The 15,483-nt window shown below is 69.0% G+C and carries 15 protein-coding genes; 4 read left to right on the top strand and 11 right to left on the bottom strand.

Annotated features, from left to right (window positions below):
- Positions 1 to 12 precede the first annotated feature (12 nt).
- Positions 13 to 396 carry a VOC family protein gene (locus AC1VNM_RS28260; protein ID WP_377157031.1) on the top strand — a complete coding sequence of 128 codons (384 nt, stop codon included), beginning with the start codon at positions 13 to 15 and terminating at the stop codon, positions 394 to 396.
- Between the two features lie 136 nt (positions 397 to 532).
- Here the strand turns inward: AC1VNM_RS28260 and AC1VNM_RS28255 are convergent, their stop codons facing one another.
- From AC1VNM_RS28255 to AC1VNM_RS28210, 10 genes are all read right to left on the bottom strand, one after another.
- Positions 533 to 1,498 carry a tripartite tricarboxylate transporter substrate-binding protein gene (locus AC1VNM_RS28255; protein WP_377157032.1) on the bottom strand — a complete coding sequence of 322 codons (966 nt, stop codon included), beginning with the start codon at positions 1,496 to 1,498 and terminating at the stop codon, positions 533 to 535.
- 139 nt (positions 1,499 to 1,637) lie between these two features.
- A complete protein-coding gene (locus AC1VNM_RS28250; protein WP_483109115.1) occupies positions 1,638 to 2,930 on the bottom strand; it encodes a phenylacetate--CoA ligase family protein in 1,293 nt (430 codons plus the stop codon).
- Complete coding sequence (locus AC1VNM_RS28245; RefSeq protein ID WP_377157036.1) at positions 2,930 to 3,220, bottom strand: hypothetical protein; 291 nt, start codon at positions 3,218 to 3,220, stop codon at positions 2,930 to 2,932. Before AC1VNM_RS28245 ends, AC1VNM_RS28250 begins: the two co-directional genes overlap by 1 nt.
- Positions 3,221 to 3,247: 27 nt before the next feature.
- Positions 3,248 to 4,105 carry an ABC transporter ATP-binding protein gene (locus AC1VNM_RS28240; protein ID WP_483109114.1) on the bottom strand — a complete coding sequence of 286 codons (858 nt, stop codon included), beginning with the start codon at positions 4,103 to 4,105 and terminating at the stop codon, positions 3,248 to 3,250.
- Positions 4,106 to 4,171: 66 nt separating this feature from the next.
- Positions 4,172 to 5,434, bottom strand: coding sequence for an ABC transporter substrate-binding protein (locus AC1VNM_RS28235; protein ID WP_377161523.1), 1,263 nt, complete (start codon positions 5,432 to 5,434; stop codon positions 4,172 to 4,174).
- 132 nt (positions 5,435 to 5,566) lie between these two features.
- Entirely contained in the window at positions 5,567 to 6,631 is a 1,065-nt protein-coding gene (locus AC1VNM_RS28230; protein ID WP_483109113.1) for a branched-chain amino acid ABC transporter permease, read from the bottom strand.
- Between the two features lie 33 nt (positions 6,632 to 6,664).
- Complete coding sequence (locus tag AC1VNM_RS28225; RefSeq protein ID WP_483109112.1) at positions 6,665 to 7,594, bottom strand: branched-chain amino acid ABC transporter permease; 930 nt, start codon at positions 7,592 to 7,594, stop codon at positions 6,665 to 6,667.
- Positions 7,595 to 7,622: 28 nt separating this feature from the next.
- On the bottom strand, positions 7,623 to 8,561 hold the full coding sequence (locus AC1VNM_RS28220) for an ABC transporter ATP-binding protein (protein WP_483109111.1): 939 nt from the start codon (positions 8,559 to 8,561) through the stop codon (positions 7,623 to 7,625).
- Entirely contained in the window at positions 8,561 to 10,507 is a 1,947-nt protein-coding gene (locus AC1VNM_RS28215; protein WP_483109110.1) for an AMP-dependent synthetase/ligase, read from the bottom strand. The genes AC1VNM_RS28220 and AC1VNM_RS28215 overlap by 1 nt, the downstream gene beginning before the upstream one ends.
- A 148-nt stretch (positions 10,508 to 10,655) precedes the next feature.
- Positions 10,656 to 11,483, bottom strand: coding sequence for a hypothetical protein (locus AC1VNM_RS28210; RefSeq protein WP_483109109.1), 828 nt, complete (start codon positions 11,481 to 11,483; stop codon positions 10,656 to 10,658).
- A 261-nt stretch (positions 11,484 to 11,744) separates the two neighbouring features.
- Between AC1VNM_RS28210 and AC1VNM_RS28205 the strand changes: the two genes are divergently transcribed.
- Positions 11,745 to 12,401 (top strand): Crp/Fnr family transcriptional regulator, encoded by a 657-nt coding sequence (locus tag AC1VNM_RS28205; protein ID WP_377161525.1) that lies wholly within the window; start codon positions 11,745 to 11,747, stop codon positions 12,399 to 12,401.
- A 60-nt stretch (positions 12,402 to 12,461) separates the two neighbouring features.
- Here AC1VNM_RS28205 and AC1VNM_RS28200 read toward each other — a convergent pair whose 3' ends face one another.
- The gene (locus AC1VNM_RS28200) at positions 12,462 to 13,052 is read right to left on the bottom strand and encodes a GNAT family N-acetyltransferase (protein ID WP_377157050.1); all 591 of its coding nucleotides are present in this window, start codon (positions 13,050 to 13,052) and stop codon (positions 12,462 to 12,464) included.
- A gap of 336 nt (positions 13,053 to 13,388) precedes the next feature.
- Between AC1VNM_RS28200 and AC1VNM_RS28195 the strand changes: the two genes are divergently transcribed.
- A complete protein-coding gene (locus AC1VNM_RS28195; protein WP_088406092.1) occupies positions 13,389 to 14,072 on the top strand; it encodes a response regulator transcription factor in 684 nt (227 codons plus the stop codon).
- Complete coding sequence (locus AC1VNM_RS28190) at positions 14,062 to 15,432, top strand: sensor histidine kinase (protein WP_483109108.1); 1,371 nt, start codon at positions 14,062 to 14,064, stop codon at positions 15,430 to 15,432. The genes AC1VNM_RS28195 and AC1VNM_RS28190 overlap by 11 nt, the downstream gene beginning before the upstream one ends.
- The last annotated feature ends 51 nt before the right edge of the window (positions 15,433 to 15,483 follow it).

The following is a 15,483-nucleotide window of genomic DNA, read 5'->3' as shown; positions in this document are numbered from 1 at the left end:
AGGAAACCCACCATGATCAGCTACGTCACCCTGGGCAGCAACGACCGCCGCGCGGCCAAGGCGTTCTATGACGCCGCGCTCGCGCCGCTGGGCCTGAAGCCGGGCTACTCGGACGACGAGATGGTCGGCTACGGCCCCGAGGGCGGCGAGACGCAGCTGTGGGTGGTGCAGCCCTTCAACGGGCTGGACGCGACGCCCGGCAACGGCACGATGCTGGCGCTGGCGGCGTCGACGCGGGCGCAGGTCGACGCGGTGTACGCCGCCGCGATCAGCGGCGGCGGCAAGGACGACGGCCGCCCCGGCCCGCGCGAGAACTACGGGCCGAACTTCTACGCGGCCTACTTCCGCGATCTGGACGGCAACAAGGTGGGCGTGGTGTGCCGGTCGCCGGCGTGACGATGGCCGCCTGAGGAAGTCCTTCCGAACCCGCCAATGCAAAGGCCCGCCTGAGGGCGGGCCTTGAGGGAAGCGGGTCTCCCCGCTTCGGTGTGGTCGACGATCAGTCGGCCACCAATCCGACATCAATCGGGCCTCAGTCGGCGTACTGTCCGGCCGCCTTGATGACCGGCGTCCACTTGGCGATCTCGTCGGCGACGAACTTCTTGTGCTCGGCCGGGTTCACGCGGTTGTCGGTGACGATGACCGCGCCCAGCGCTTCCTCGCGCTTGTGGAACTCGGGATCCTTCAGCGCCGTCTTCAGCGCCGTGTTGATCTTGTCCAGCACCGCCTTCGGCGTGCCCTTGGGCGCGTACATGCCGTGCCAGATCGTCACGTTGAAGCCCTTCAGGCCGGACTCGTCCAGCGTCGGCAGCTTGGCGAGCGAACCGCCCAGGCGCTTGGACGTCGACACCGCGTAGGCCTTGACCTTGCCGCCGTCGATCTGCGTCGTGGTGTTCGTCGTCTGGTCGCACATCAGGTCGACCTGGCCGCCGATCAGGTCGGTCATCGCCGGGCCCGTGCCCTTGTACGGGACCGTGGTCATGTCGATCTTGACCGAGCTCATGTACAGCAGGCCGCACAGGTGCGACGCGGAACCCAGCCCCGCGTTGGCCAGGTTGATCTTGCCCTTGTTGTCGCCCAGCCACTTGACCAGGTCGGCGTAGTTGGCGGCCGGCAGATTGGGACGCGAGATCAGCGTCATCGGCACTTCGTTGATCAGGCCCAGGTACTCGAAGTCCTCCAGCGTCTTGTACTGCAGGTTGCGGTACAGGGCCGGCGAGGTCGAGATGCCGATGTGATGCAGCAGCAGCGTGTAGCCATCGGGCGCGGCCTTGGACACCTTGGTGGCGCCCAGCGTGCCGCCAGCGCCGCCGACGTTCTCGATCACGATCGTCGCGTTGAGGGGCTTGCGCAGCGCCTCGGCCAGGTCGCGCGCGACCTTGTCGGTCGGGCCGCCGGCGGCGAACGGGACCACGATGGTCACCGGCTTGTCCGGGTAGTCGGCCCAGGCGGCGCCAACGCTCAGCGCGGCGACGGAAGCGAGCAAGATCTTCTTCATGGTGTCTCTTCCTCGTTGGAAGTGTGGGTGATGGCGCGGATGCTAGGTCTCCCTCCCACATTGCAACTTACGGAAACTACGTAAGCCGGGATCCCCCGAGGCATAGAACCGATGCCATCCCCCCTCCATCTGCGGGAATTCAGTCGAACTTCCGCAAGTCCTCGATGACTTTTCCGTCATTGGGCAGCGCGCCCGCCGCGACGAACACCACCTCGCCGCGCAGCTTGGTCACATCGCGCAGCGCCGCCGCCAGACCGTCGGCAAGACCTGCCAGCGCGCCGCCGTCGGTCTCGACGCGCAAGGTCATCCGGTCCTGCGCCATCTCGCCCTCGACGACCAGCCGCCCGCGCCCCGCCTGCGGGAAACGCCGCAGCACCTCGGCCACCTGCCCGGCGTGCACGAACATGCCGCGCACCTTGGCGCTCTGGTCCGCGCGCCCCATCCAACCCTTGATGCGCACGTTGGTGCGTCCGGTCGGGCAGGTGCCGGGCAGCACCGCCGACAGGTCGCCGGTGCCGAAGCGGATCAGCGGGTAGTCGCGGTTGAGCGTCGTGACGACGACCTCGCCCACCTCCCCGTCGGGCACCGGGTCGCCGGTGCCGGGCCGCACGATCTCGAGGATCACGCCCTCGTCGACGACCAGTCCCTGGCGCGCCGCGGTCTCGTACGCGATCAGCCCGAGGTCCGCGGTGGCGTAGCACTGGAAGCCGGTGACGCCGCGTTCGCCGCACCAGTCGCGCAGCGCGGCCGGGAAGGCTTCGCCGCTGACCAGCGCCTTGCGCACGGACAGGGGCTGGCCCTGCTCCGCCGCCTTGTCCAGCAGGATCTTCAGGAAGCTCGGCGTGCCGACGTAGGCCTGCGGCCGGAGCTCGGCCATCGCCTGCAGCTGCAGCTCGGTGTTGCCGACGCCGCCGGCGAAGACCGTGCAGCCCAGCGCCTCCGCGCCGCCTTCCATCATGGCGCCGGCCGGCGTGAGGTGATAGCTGAACGAGTTGTGGACCAGGTCCCCCGCGCGCAGACCCGCCGCATGCAGGGCGCGGCCGACGCGCCAGTAATCGCGTCCGTGCCCTTCGGGCTCGTAGATCGAGCCCGGCGACTGGAACACGCGACGCGCGCCGGCATTGCGCTTCAAGCCGCGCCAGCCGATCGTCGAGAAGCCGCCGAAGGGTTCGAACGGCACGCGCTCCGCGTCCGCGCGCACCGCCTGCTGGCGGGCCAGCAGCTCCGACTTGCGCGTCACCGGCAAGCGCGCCAGCGCAACGCGCGTGCGGACCAGGTCCGGCTCGACATCGCCGAGCAGCTCGCCGAATGCATCGGTGTTCTGCCGCGCGTTGGCCACCTGGTGCGGCAGCGCCGCCAGCAGCGCGGCCTCGCGCGCGCCGGGATCACGCGTCTCCAACGCGTCGTAGAAATCAGCATCGGCGGCGCCCATCACTCTTCCGCCCATTGCGCCAGGCGACGCTTGAGGTCGTCCTGCAGCTTGCGCACGTCGGCCGCGTTGCGGCAGACGCGCGTCTCCCAGTCGGGGCTGCGCGCCGGCTTCTTCGCCAGCTTCGCGGTGATCTGGCCGTCGCCGGCCGCGAGCTGGAGCACCTCCTGGTTCTCGAAGCTCCAGCCGGTGCCGCGCTCCGTCAGCGCACGCAGGTCGCGCAGCGCGCGCTTCAACTGCACGAGCGCCTCCTCGGCCTTGAACGGCGGGGGCGCGAAGAAGTCGTTGTCCATGAACTGCTCTCCCATCAATCCTTGAATTCAAGCCAGCCAGCGCTTGCGGCGCTTGTAGCTCTTCACGTCGCGGAAGCTCTTGCGATCGGTGCCGCCCATGCCGAGGTAGAACTCGCGCACGTCCTCGTTGTCGCGCAGGGCCTGGGCCTGGCCGTCCATGACGACGCGGCCGTTCTCGAGGATGTAGCCGTAGTCGGCATAGCGCAGCGCCATGTTGGTGTTCTGCTCGGCCAGGAGGAAGGTCGTGCGCTCCTTCTGGTTGAGGTCGCGCACGATCTCGAAGACCTCCTCGACGATCTGCGGCGCCAGACCCATCGAGGGTTCGTCCAGCAGCACCATCTTCGGATCGGCCATCAAGGCCCGCCCGATCGCGCACATCTGCTGCTCGCCGCCCGAGGTGTAGGCCGCCTGCGAGCTCCGCCGCGTCTTCAACCGCGGGAAGTAGTTGTAGACCTTCTCCAGCGTCTGCGCGACCGCCGCCTTGCCGTCGGTGCGCGTGTACGCGCCGGTGAGCAGGTTCTCCTCGATCGTCAGGTGCGCGAAGCAGTGCCGTCCCTCCATCACCTGCACCACGCCGCGGTGCACGAGGTCCGCCGGCGTGAGCCGCTCGATGCGCTCGCCGCGCAGCTCGATCGACCCCTTGGTGACCTCGCCGCGTTCGCCCGCGAGCAGGTTGGACACCGCGCGCAGCGTCGTGGTCTTGCCGGCGCCGTTGCCGCCGAGCAAGGCCACGATCGCCCCTTCGGGCACGCGCAGCGAGACGCCCTTGAGCACCAGGATCACGTGGTGATAGATGACCTCGATGCCGTTGACGTCGAGCAGCGCGGGCGCCGCAGCCGCAGCCGCGGGCACTGCGACGGCGGAAGGGATGGAAGTGGCTTGCATGGCGGTGGTGCTCAGGCGGCGTTCAAGCGGGGTTCAAGCGGAACTCAAGCGGAACTCAAGCAGCCTTCAACCGCAGCTGCGCGGCTTCAGGTTCTTGTCCTTGGCGTACTTGGCGGCGTACTCCTTGACCAGCGGATCGATGTGGGTCTTGTCCGACTGGTACCAGTCGGACGCGAGGTTCCACTTCGCGCCGTCCCACTGGACGATGCGCGCCCAGTCCGTGCCCATGTGGTTGGCGCAGCTGGTCTGCACCGGGCGCATGACCTCGCCGAAGCCCAGCGCCTTGAGCCGGTCCGCGCTCAGGTTCAGGTTCTCGAAGCCCCAGCGCACCTGCTCCGGTGTCATGACCTTGCCCTTGCCGAACTTCTCCTGCGCGGTGCGGATCGCCTCGACCTGCAGCATCGAGATCATCATCCCCCGCGTGTGCGCGATCGCGCCGATGCCGGTGGCCGGGCCGGTGCCCTGGCCCTTGTCGTAGACGAACTTCTTCAGCTCGTCATGGACCTTGTCCTTCGCCGAACTGTTGTGCAGCGTGATCGCGTTGTAGCCCTTGGCGCCGGCGCCGATGTCCTTGACGTCGTGGTCCGAGCCGGCCCACCAGATCGCATAGATCTTCTCGCGCGGATAACCGCTGGCCTGCGCTTCACGGATGCCTGCGGGCGTCATCACGCCGGCGGACCAGAACAGCACGTAGTCCGGCCGCTGCTGGCGGATCTGCAGCCAGGTCGACTTCTGCTCGACTCCGGGCGGCGTGACCGGGTAGAGCAGCACCTCGAAGCCTTCGGCCGCGGCGCGTTTCTGGATCAGCGGGATCGGCTCCTTGCCGTAGGGGCTGTCGTGATAGACAAGCGCGATCTTCTTGCCCTTGAGCGAGCCCTTCTCCTTCTTCGCGATGTCCTGCAGCATGACGTCCGCGGCGGTCCAGTAGGTCCCGAGCAGCGGGAAATTCCATTCGAAGACGGTGCCGTCGGCCGACTGCGACAGGCCGTACCCCGGCGTCTCGACGACGACCTTGTCGACGAAGGCCTTGTCGGTCACCGCGAAGGTGATGCCCGTCGACTGCGTGTCGAAGCCCGATGCGCCACCGCCCTTGCCCTTCAGGCGCTCGTAGCACTCGACGCCCTTGGCGGCGTCGTACGCGGTCTCGCATTCCTCGAAGGCGAGCTTGACGCCGTTCACGCCGCCGTCGCGCGCGTTGATCAGCTTCAGGTAGTCCTGCTTGCCGTCCGCCCAGGGCATGCCCAAGGGCGCGAACTGGCCGGTGCGATACACCAGCAGCGGGATGAACTGCTCGGTCGCGGCTTGCGCCTGCGCCACGGCGGGCAGCATCGTCGGCAGCGCGGCTGCGACCAGCGTTGCCGCGCCTAGCGCGCCACGCGCGAAGGTCTTCAAGCTCATGGTGTCGTCTCCTGGTGGTGCACTCTGCGGTGCGGTTTGAAATCGGTGGGATTCAAGGCGCCCTCAATGAGGGAACGGCCACAGCCTCAGCTTTTGACGGGCGGTGGACCACAGGCGGGCCAGGCCGTGCGGCTCGACGATGAGGAAGAACACGATCAGCGCGCCGAAGATCATGTGCTCCAGGTGCGAGGCCGCGCCGGTGGACAGCGGCAGCCCCAGCCAATGCGGCACGTGGTTCAGCAGCAGCGGCAGCAGCACGATGAACGCGGCGCCGAAGAAGCTGCCCGCGATGGACCCGAGCCCGCCGATGATGATCATGAACAGCAGCTGGAAGGACTTGTCGATGCCGAAGGCCGCCGGCTCCCACGCGCCCAGGTGCACGAAGCCCCACAGCGCGCCGGCCACGCCGACGATGAAGCTGCTGACCGCGAAGGCCGTCAGCTTCGCGTGCACCGGCCGGATGCCGATGACGGCGGCGGCGACGTCCATGTCGCGCATCGCCATCCACTCGCGGCCGATGGCGCCGCGCACCAGGTTCTTGGTCAGGATCCCGCACACGACCACCAGCGACAGGCACAGCAGGTAGCGCTGCGCCGGCGTCTCCAGCGGCAGGCCGAACAGCTGCAGCGTGCCGACGCTCACCGAGCCCGACGAGGAGTTGTTCGTCACCCACGGCACGCGGTTGGTGAACCAGTCGATGAAGAACTGCGCCGCCAGCGTCGCGACCGCGAGGTAGAGCCCGCGGATGCGCAGGCTCGGCAGCCCGAACAGCACGCCGCAGACCGTCGCGGCCAGGCCGCCGCCGATCAGCGACAGCAGCAGCGGCATGCCCTCGATGCGCACCTGCAGGTTGTAGGCCGCGTAGGCGCCGACGGCCATGAAGGCGCCGGTCCCCAGCGAGATCTGCCCGCAGTAGCCCACGAGCACGTTCAGGCCCAGCGCCGCCAGCGACAGCACGAGGAAGGGGATCAGCACCGCGCGGAAGGTGTAGTCGCTCGCCAGCCAGGGCACGGCGACGAAGGCCACCAGCGCCAGCGCGATCACCGCCCGGCGGTCCTGCGCGATCGGGAACAGCGCCAGGTCCGCGCGGTAGCTGGCCTTGAACTGGCCGTTTTCACGATAGAACACGGTCGTCTCCTTGATCGTTCGTCGAGTACGGACTCAGACGCGATCGATGATCTTGTCGCCGAAGAGACCTTGCGGCCGCACCAGCAGGAAGCTCAGCGCGAGCACGTAGGCGAACCAGTTCTCGATGCCGCCGCCGACGGACGGGCCGAGGTAGATCTCCGACAGCTTCTCGCCGACGCCGATGATCAGCCCGCCGACGATCGCGCCCGGCACCGAGGTCAGGCCGCCGAGGATGACGACCGGGAAGGCCTTCAGCGCGACGAGCGAGATCGAGTACTGCACGCCCAGCTTGCTGCCCCAGATGATCCCGGCCACCAGCGCGACCAGCCCGCCGACGGACCAGACGATCACCCAGATGCGCGACAGCGGGATGCCGATGGACTGCGCGGCCTGGTGGTCGTCGGCGACCGCGCGCAGCGCGCGGCCGGTGCGGGTCTTCTGGAAGAACAGCGACAGCAGGCCCACCAGCGCCCCGGCGATCACGGCCGAGTACAGGTCTTCCTTGTTCAGCAGCAGCCCGCCCGGGAACGTGTCCCCGAGCACGAACAGCGGATCCTTCGGCAGGCCCACATCGATCTTGTAGGTCGAGCTGCCGAAGATCAGTTGCCCGGCGCCGTCGAGGAAGTAGCTGATGCCCAGCGTCGCCATCAGCAGCGTGATCGCCGGCTGGTTGACCAGTCCGCGCAGCGCCAGCCGCTCGACCAGCCAGGCGACGACGACCATGCAGGCCGCGGCGGCCGCCAGCGCCAGCACGTTGGCCAGCAGCAGGCTCTCGAAGCCGAACCACTGCGGGAACCATTCGGCGAAGCGCGCCATCGCCAGCGCCGCGAACAGCACCATCGCGCCCTGCGAGAAGTTGAAGACGCCGGAGGCCTTGAAGATCAGCACGAAGCCCAGCGCGACCAGCGCGTAGAGCATGCCGGCCATCAGGCCGCCGAAGACGGTTTCGAGGAAGAAGCCCATGATCGTTTCCTTTGTCTTCTTCCCGGCGTCACTCGCCCGCGCCGAGGTAGGCGCGGATCACTTCGGGATTGGCGCGCACCTCGTCGGGCGTGCCGTCGCCGATCTTCTTCCCGTAGTCGAGCACCACGACGCGATCGCTGATGTCCATGACCACGCCCATGTCGTGCTCGATCAGGACGATGGTCGTGCCGAACTCGTCGTTGACGTCGAGGATGAAGCGGCACATGTCCTGCTTCTCCTCGACGTTCATGCCGGCCATCGGCTCGTCGAGCAGCAGCACCTTGGGCTCCATCGCCAGCGCGCGGCCCAGGTCCACGCGCTTCTGCAGCCCGTAGGACAGGCCGCCGACCGGCGTCTTGCGATGCGCCTGGATCTCGAGGAAATCGATGATGCGCTCGACCTTCTCGCGGTGCTCGATCTCCTCGTGCACCGCCGGCCCGATCCGCAGCGCCTGCCACAGCAGGTGGCGCTTCATGTGCAGGTTGCGACCGGACATGATGTTGTCCAGCACGCTCATGCCCTTGAACAGCGCCAGGTTCTGGAAGGTGCGCGCGACGCCGCGCTCGGCCATGCGGCGCAGCCGCGTGCGGGGGCTCCACTGGCGCACGTCCTCGCCGCGATAGCGGATGTCGCCCTGCTGCGGCTGGTAGACGCCGTTGATGCAGTTCAGCATCGAGCTCTTGCCGGCGCCGTTCGGGCCGATGATGGCGCGGATCTCGTGCTCGCGGACGTCGAAGCTGATGTCGTTGAGCGCCTTCACGCCGCCGAAGGACAGCGAGATGTGCTCGACCTCGAGGATCACCTCGCCGATGCGCCGGCCCGGCGCCGGGTCGCCTGCGGAGCGCGGCGATGCCGCGCCTTGCGCCGGCGTCGTCGGCGGCACGGCCTGGCCGGCCTCCTGGAACTGCGCGCCGGCCGGGGCCGCGGCGCCGCCGCTCGCTGCATTGACGGTCAGACTGGCGCTCATCAGGCGGCCCTCCGGGTGTGCGGGAAGGTGGTCGCCTCCTCGATGCGCAGGTCGGCGCTGACGCTGCCGCTGCGGCCGTCCTCGAAACGCACCGCCGTCTCGACGAACTGCGAGGTCTTGCCCTCGTAGAGCGCATCGATCAGCACGCGGTACTTGTCGGCGATCGCGCCGCGGCGGACCTTGCGCGTGCGGGTGAGCTCGCCGTCGTCCGCGTCCAGCTCCTTGTGCAGCACGAGGAAACGCGTGATCTGGCTGCCGGCCAGGCGCTCGTCCTGGGCGAGGTCGGCGTTGACCTTCTCGACGCAGTCCTTGATCAAGCCGAGCACCTCCGCCTTGCCGGCCAGGTCGGTGTAGCCGGCGTAGGCGAGGTTGCGGCGCTCGGCCCAGTTGCCGACGGCCTCGAAGTCGATGTTGATGAAGGCGCAGACGCGGTCGCGGCCATCGCCGAAGGCCACCGCCTCCTTCACGAAGGCGAAGAACTTCAGCTTGTTCTCGACGTACTTGGGCGCGAACATCGCGCCGTCATGCGCGCCGCCGCGCAGCCGGCCGACGTCCTTGGCGCGGTCGATGATCTTCAGATGGCCGCCCGCGTCGAGGAAGCCCGCATCGCCGGTGCGATACCAGCCGTCGGCGCCGAGCACCTCGGCCGTCGCCTCCGGGTTCTTGTAGTAGCCCTGGAGCAGGCCCGGCGAACGCACCAGGATCTCGCCGTTGTCCGCGAGCTTGATCTCGACGCCATCGATGGGCACGCCGACGGTGTCGGACTTGGCCTCGTGGTCCGGCTGCAGGCAGACGAAGACGGCGGTCTCGGTCGAGCCGTAGAGCTGCTTCAGGTTGATGCCGATCGAGCGGTAGAAGCTGAAGAGATCGGGGCCGATGGCCTCGCCCGCCGTGTAGGCCACGCGCACCCGCGAGAAGCCCAGCGCGTTGCGCAGCGGGCCGTAGATCGCGAGGTCGCCGAGGCGGTACTTGAAGCGCTCCCAGCCGCCGACCGGCTTGCCGTCCATCAGCGCCGGGCCGACGCGGTTCGCCAGCGCCATCGCCTTCGCGAACAGCCAGCGCTTGGGCGCGCCGGCGTCCTCCATGCGGATCATCACGCTGGTGAGCAGGCCCTCGAAAACGCGCGGCGGCGCGAAGTAGTAGGTCGGACCGATCTCCTTGAGGTCGATGCTGACGGTGCTGGCCGACTCGGGGCAGTTGACGACGTAGCCGCAGGCCAGCCACTGCGCGTAGCTGAAGACGTTCTGGCCGATCCAGGCGCAGGGCAGGTAGGCGAGGACCTCCTCGTCGGCGCTGAGCTTGTCGAAGCGCGCGCCGGCCTGGGCGCGGTCGATCAGCGAGGTGTGCGTGTGCACGACACCCTTCGGATGGCCGGTGGTGCCGGAGGTGAAGAACATCGCCGCCACGTCGCCGGCGCGGCCCGCGTCGACTTCGCGTTCGAACCAGCCGGGATGCCGCAGCGCATGCGCGCGGCCGTCGTCGCACAGGCCGTCGATCGAGGCGAGTCCGTCCGCGGCGTAATGGCGCAGGCCGCGGGGATCGTCGAACCAGATGCGCCGCAGCGCGGGGCATTGATCGCGGATCTCGAGCAGCTTGTCGACCTGCTCCTGGTCCTCGACGACGACGAAGGCGACGTCGGCGTTCTGCAGCGGGTACGCGAATTCGGCGGCGACGGCGTCCTGGTACAGCGGCACCGGAATCGCGCCCAGCGACTGCGCCGCGAGCATCGAGGCATAGAGCCGGGGCCGGTTCTCGCCGATCACGACGAGGTGCTGGCCGCGCGTCATGCCGGCGGCGGCGAAGCCATGCGCGAGGTCGCGCACGAGCGCCGCCAGCGCCGCCCAGTCGAGCGTCTGCCAGATGCCGAGCTCCTTCTCGCGCAGCGCCGGCGCATGGGGGCGCTGGGCGGCGTGAGCGAGCAGCAGGCGGGGGAAGGTCTGTTCCACCGTCGTCTCCTTTGTGCTTCCCCGCTGTCGCCTCTCTGATGGAGGCGCTCTGGCCGCGGGGTTGCGCCGACTGTAGGCCGGCTCTTTGACGTCGTGTTGTCGTTGCGACGACAGTCCTAGGGAGACTTCGGGGGAGCGTTTTCCCGGATCAGGCGGGCGTTCTCTCGATGGCGTCCGCGCGTGCCTGGTGCCCGACGGGCTGTTGCGGCACGGACGCGATGGTCAGGGCCGGGAGTCCGCGACGAGGCCCGAGCCCAGGCCAGGAGAGCCCGAGAAGACGCGGGGCTTCGGCGGTCCGAATGGCGGTGCACAGCCCGCGGAAGTCTCCCTGCAGCTCGGCCAGAGCGTCCGGCTTCTTCAGGTCGACGCGCCAGCGATCGTGGAACGACCTGAGCCGGCGCCCGATGAGCCAGTCGTTGCCTTCCTTGCAGCGCTGTGTGAGTTTGCCGATCAGGTATCCGAACTGGGGGACGTTACCGGGAATGACGATCTCATCCGGACACGGCGACTCCGGTTGGGTCCCGTCGCTGGTCAAGTCCTTGACGGCGATCGACAGCATGCAACGGTTCAGGGACATCAATTCGTCGAGATAGCGCTGGCGCCTCTGCGTGGAAGCGCCGGGATCTTCACTTCGCGACTCCTGCGCCGCCTTCAGCAGCACCCCGGCCCGCTCCACGAAGAATCTGAGACCGCAGTGTTCGCTCTTCATGAGACGGTCGACCGTCTCCTTGACCACGATCGAGTGAGCGGCCTGCGCCTTGATCGCGGTCAGGACGTCCTCAGCGGAAGCGAGCAGCTTCGGGGCGTGCCGATCCAGCAGCGCGTCGGTCTGCCTGGTGATGTCATTCAGCTGCGAGCGGACCTCGGCGTGGTACTGGTCCTTGGCAAGCTGGTCCTCGGACGTCCACCGGCTGACCGGGATGGTGGCGCCAACAGCGATTGGAAAAGAAGGCGTCGTCGTTATTGCAGAAAACATCAGGCCACACGTCAAAAAGGTAAGAAGCTGCGCTAGTGAACTGGGTTGTCAAACAGGTTCCTGCTCCGTGTTTCCCCCAGGGCACCGCGTCAGGTTCCTGTCATGCGCCGGCGCGATGAACGGGGGATGGCCCCGACCCCCGACACCGTTGTCCACGCCGCGCCAGGTTCCCCCCTGCATGCGGCCCTGCAGACGCCCCTCTCGGGGGCTGTGCCGACGCAGCCGATCCGCTTGCGCGCGCGGGCCGCGAGCGCGCAGGAGATGAGCGCCATTCCGTGGCTGAAGGCGATCGAACCCGAACTGCGCGAACGCGTCGCCTCCAGCATCCAGGTGGCGGAGGTCGAGGTCGGCGAGCGGATCTGCCGCATCGGGCGCGAGGCCAACTTCTGGTTCGGCGTCATCGACGGACTGCTGAAGATGAGCAACGACGAGGCGGCGGCGCGGCAGGTCACCTTCACCGGCGTGCCGCCGGGCGGCTGGTTCGGCGAGGGCACGCTGCTCAAGCGCGAGGCCTACCGCTACAACATCCAGGCGCTGCGGCGCAGCGTGGTGGCGGGGCTGCCGCTGGAGAGCTTCCACGAACTGCTGGCCACCAGCCTGGCCTTCAACCGCTACGTGCTCAACCAGCTCAACGAGCGGCTGGGCCAGTTCATCGCCGCGCGCGAGATCGACCGCCAGAGCGACCCCGACCTGCGCGTGGCGCGCAACCTGGCGGCGCTGTTCCACCCGCAGCTCTACCCCGGGGTGAACGGACTGCTGCGCATCACGCAGCAGGAACTGGGACACCTGGTGGGGCTCTCGCGCCAGCGCGTCAACGAGGCGCTGCGCCACCTGCAGGAACAGCGCCTCATCGCCGTCGAGTACGGCGGGCTCAGGGTGCTCGATCTGGCGGGGTTGAGGGTGTATCCGCAGCAGTAGCGATGTGCTCGTCTGACCGGTCGACGATGGACTCGACAACGACGGTCGAGGCAGTCGGCCTCACGCCCCGAACGGTGTCGCTTCCGGCGGTTCCGGCGGCAGCGCCGCGTACTGGCCCGCGTTGATCTCGTAGAGCAGGCTCGCCGCCTCGCCCGGGCAGTCGGCGACCGAGCCGGTCAATCGCAGGCCGACACGCTCCAGCGTCTTGCGCGCCGCCGTGTTGCCCGGCGCCAGCAGCGCGTGCACCGACGTCGCATGCAGGCTCTCGAAGGCCAGCGTCAGCGCCGCGGTCGCCATCTCCGCCGCATAGCCCCGGCCCCAGTGATCGGACAGGAAGTGGAACTCCAGCAGCAGCGCCGGCGCGCCGCAGATGCGGCCCCGGCTCAAGCCGCCGAAACCGATCGCGCCCAGCGAGGGCTGCTCCCGCAGCGCCACCGCCCACGGCCCCAGGCCGTCGCGCGTCCACAGCGCGCGCCAGAGCTCCAGCCGCTCCGACGCGGCCGGACCACCCGCGTCGAATCGACGATTCGCGGGATCGGTCAGCAGGTCGCGGAAGGCGCGTGCATCCGCCGCGGCAGGCGGACGCAGGCTCAGCCGGCGGGTTGCGGTGAGCCGCTCGACGGCGGGGATGGAGATGAAGGGCGCAAGCATAGGGTTAACCCGCAAATTATGCGCCCAACCCGGATTTCAAGTGCAGCGTCGACCGGGCGGTCGGTGACAGGCCCGGACTTGCGTCACGAAACGTGACCAAGCGCATGGAACCGCGGAAGCTTCGAGCCCGTCGCGCGCCAATCGCCCACCTTGTGTCCGCATCACAGGGGGATGCCCCTCGCGAGGGCGGTGCCGACAGCCCGCGGACAGGTCGGACAGGCCCCGCTCGCATAGCATTCCCGGCATCCGCGGGTCTCGCGGGGGGACCTCTCCCCCAACGGGTCCCGTCCCTCAGGACGACGCGGCGCCCGGCGCCGCAGGAACGAGAGCCTCGTGATGAAGCTGCTGGTCATCGAAGACAACCCGGACATCGTCGCGAACCTGTTCGCCTACCTCGAGCCGATGGGCTACGCGCTGGACGTGGCCCGCAACGGCCTGGGCGGGCTGGCGCAGGCCGCCGCCGGCTCCTACGACGCGATCGTGCTGGACCTGACCCTGCCCGGCCTGGACGGCCTGGATGTCGCCCGGCGCCTGCGCAAGGACTTCCGCCGCCCCACCCCCATCCTCATGCTGACCGCCCGCGACACGATCGCCGACAAGGTCACCGGCTTCGAGAGCGGCGCCGACGACTACCTCGTCAAGCCCTTCTCCCTGGTCGAGCTGGAGATCCGCCTCAAGGCGCTGATGCGGCGCTCGCATGGCCTGAACCTCAGTTCGGCGGTCAGCTACGCCGACGTCAGCTTCGATCCCGACACGCTCGAAGCCACCCGCGCCGGCAAGCCGCTGCAGCTGACGCCCACCGGCTACAAGCTGCTGTCCGCGCTGCTGCGCGAAGCGCCCAAGCTGGTCCGCCGCGAGGACCTCGAGCGCGAGGTCTGGGGCAACGATCCGCCCGACAGCGACGCGCTGCGCACCCACATCCACGCGCTGCGCGCGGCGCTGGACAAGCCCTTCCCCGTCCCGCTGCTGAAGACCCATCCGGGCATCGGCTACCGGCTGGTGTCGCCCGATGCGGGATGAGCCGCGGCGCGACCCCGGCGATCCACGCGGCCACCCTCGTGGCGAAGCCCGCGCCGGCCGCTCGACGGCCGCGCCGACCACGCTGCGCACGCGCGTGGCCGCCGCCTTCCTGCTGCTGACGCTGCTGGTCTGCGGCGCCTTCGCGGTCGCCGCGGTGCGCATCGCCTCGAGCATCGAGGACCGCCTCGTCGACCAGCGCCTGGACCGCACCGCCGACGAGCTGATCGCCCGCGAGAAGCAGGGCCTGGAAGCCGACCTGCCGCCCAGCGTCACGCTCTACAAGGGCGATGCCATCCCGCAGGCACTGCGCGGCAAGCCGCCGGGCAAGTACACGCTGCCGCAGGAGGACGCCACCTTCACCGCCCTGGTCCGCGACGACCTCGGGACGGTCTTCGTGCTGACCGACCGCGACGAGGATTTCGCCAAGATCGAGGCGGGCGTCTACGGCCTGCTCGGCCTGGCCTTCGTCTGCTGCCTGGGACTGGCGCTGTTCCTGGCGCAACTGACCGCGAGCCGCATCGTCGCCCCGGTCACCGCGCTGGCCCGCGCCGTCGAGACCGACACCGCGCCGCGCGAATATCCGCTGCTGGACTCGACCGACGAACTGGGCGTGCTGTCGCGTGCGTTCGCGGCCAAGACCGAGGCGCAGCAGCGCTACCTGGACCGCGAGCGCTGGTTCACCGGCGATGTCAGCCATGAGTTGAGAACGCCGCTGGCTGTGATGCTGGGCGCCGCCGAAATCCTGAAAGCGCGGCTGCACGATCGCGACGACATGGTCGAACTGGCCGAGCGCATCCGGCGCACCGCGGCCGACACCAGCGAGCGCGTCGTCGCGATGCTGCTGCTGTCGCGCGACCCGGCCAGCATCGGCGCGCCGCCGACCGCGCTGCTGCCGCTGCTGCGCCAGGAGATGGAACGCTGCCGGCCGCTGCTCAAGGGCAAGGAGGTCGAGATGACGCTGCATGCCGCGTCCGCCGACGCCGGCCTGGAAGTGCCCGCGCGGCCCGAGCTCGCGGCCATCGCGCTGGGCAACCTGATCCGCAACGCCTGCCAGTTCACCGACCAGGGCCGCGTCGACATCCGGCTCGAGGCCGGCCGCGTGGTCATCGAGGACACCGGCATCGGCATCCCGCCGGCGGTGCGCGACCGGATCTTCGACCGCTTCATGCAGGTCGACCCGGCGGGCGCCGGCAGCGCGGGCCTGGGCCTGGCCATCGTCAAGCGCGTCGCCGAGCACCTGGGCTGGACCGTCAGCCTGGAAGCGCCGGCCCGTGGGGGTACGCGATTCGTACTCGCTTTTCCCACGTCGCCCGCCTCCGCCGAGGTGCCGGCCGGCCATCGGGACATTCTCCCGACTTGAGTTGAAACAGCCCTGGACGGGGCTGTCGTCCTCCTATACTGTATGCACATA

This window comes from Mitsuaria sp. MSU3D (assembly GCF_056867975.1).
The sequence above is the reverse complement of the archived record's forward strand: the minus strand, read 5'-3'. Positions and strand labels throughout refer to the sequence as shown.

Excerpts from the sequence above, each read along its gene's own strand:
- AC1VNM_RS28260 (WP_377157031.1), top strand. The coding sequence starts at position 13 with ATGATCAGCTACGTCACCCTGGGCAGCAACGACCGCCGCGCGGCCAAG.
- AC1VNM_RS28255 (WP_377157032.1), bottom strand. The coding sequence starts at position 1,498 with ATGAAGAAGATCTTGCTCGCTTCCGTCGCCGCGCTGAGCGTTGGCGCC.
- AC1VNM_RS28250 (WP_483109115.1), bottom strand. The coding sequence starts at position 2,930 with ATGGGCGCCGCCGATGCTGATTTCTACGACGCGTTGGAGACGCGTGAT.
- AC1VNM_RS28245 (WP_377157036.1), bottom strand. The coding sequence starts at position 3,220 with ATGGACAACGACTTCTTCGCGCCCCCGCCGTTCAAGGCCGAGGAGGCG.
- AC1VNM_RS28240 (WP_483109114.1), bottom strand. The coding sequence starts at position 4,105 with ATGCAAGCCACTTCCATCCCTTCCGCCGTCGCAGTGCCCGCGGCTGCG.
- AC1VNM_RS28235 (WP_377161523.1), bottom strand. The coding sequence starts at position 5,434 with ATGCTGCCCGCCGTGGCGCAGGCGCAAGCCGCGACCGAGCAGTTCATC.
- AC1VNM_RS28225 (WP_483109112.1), bottom strand. The coding sequence starts at position 7,594 with ATGGGCTTCTTCCTCGAAACCGTCTTCGGCGGCCTGATGGCCGGCATG.
- AC1VNM_RS28220 (WP_483109111.1), bottom strand. The coding sequence starts at position 8,561 with ATGAGCGCCAGTCTGACCGTCAATGCAGCGAGCGGCGGCGCCGCGGCC.
- AC1VNM_RS28210 (WP_483109109.1), bottom strand. The coding sequence starts at position 11,483 with ATGTTTTCTGCAATAACGACGACGCCTTCTTTTCCAATCGCTGTTGGC.
- AC1VNM_RS28205 (WP_377161525.1), top strand. The coding sequence starts at position 11,745 with ATGAGCGCCATTCCGTGGCTGAAGGCGATCGAACCCGAACTGCGCGAA.
- AC1VNM_RS28200 (WP_377157050.1), bottom strand. The coding sequence starts at position 13,052 with ATGCTTGCGCCCTTCATCTCCATCCCCGCCGTCGAGCGGCTCACCGCA.
- AC1VNM_RS28195 (WP_088406092.1), top strand. The coding sequence starts at position 13,389 with ATGAAGCTGCTGGTCATCGAAGACAACCCGGACATCGTCGCGAACCTG.
- AC1VNM_RS28190 (WP_483109108.1), top strand. The coding sequence starts at position 14,062 with ATGCGGGATGAGCCGCGGCGCGACCCCGGCGATCCACGCGGCCACCCT.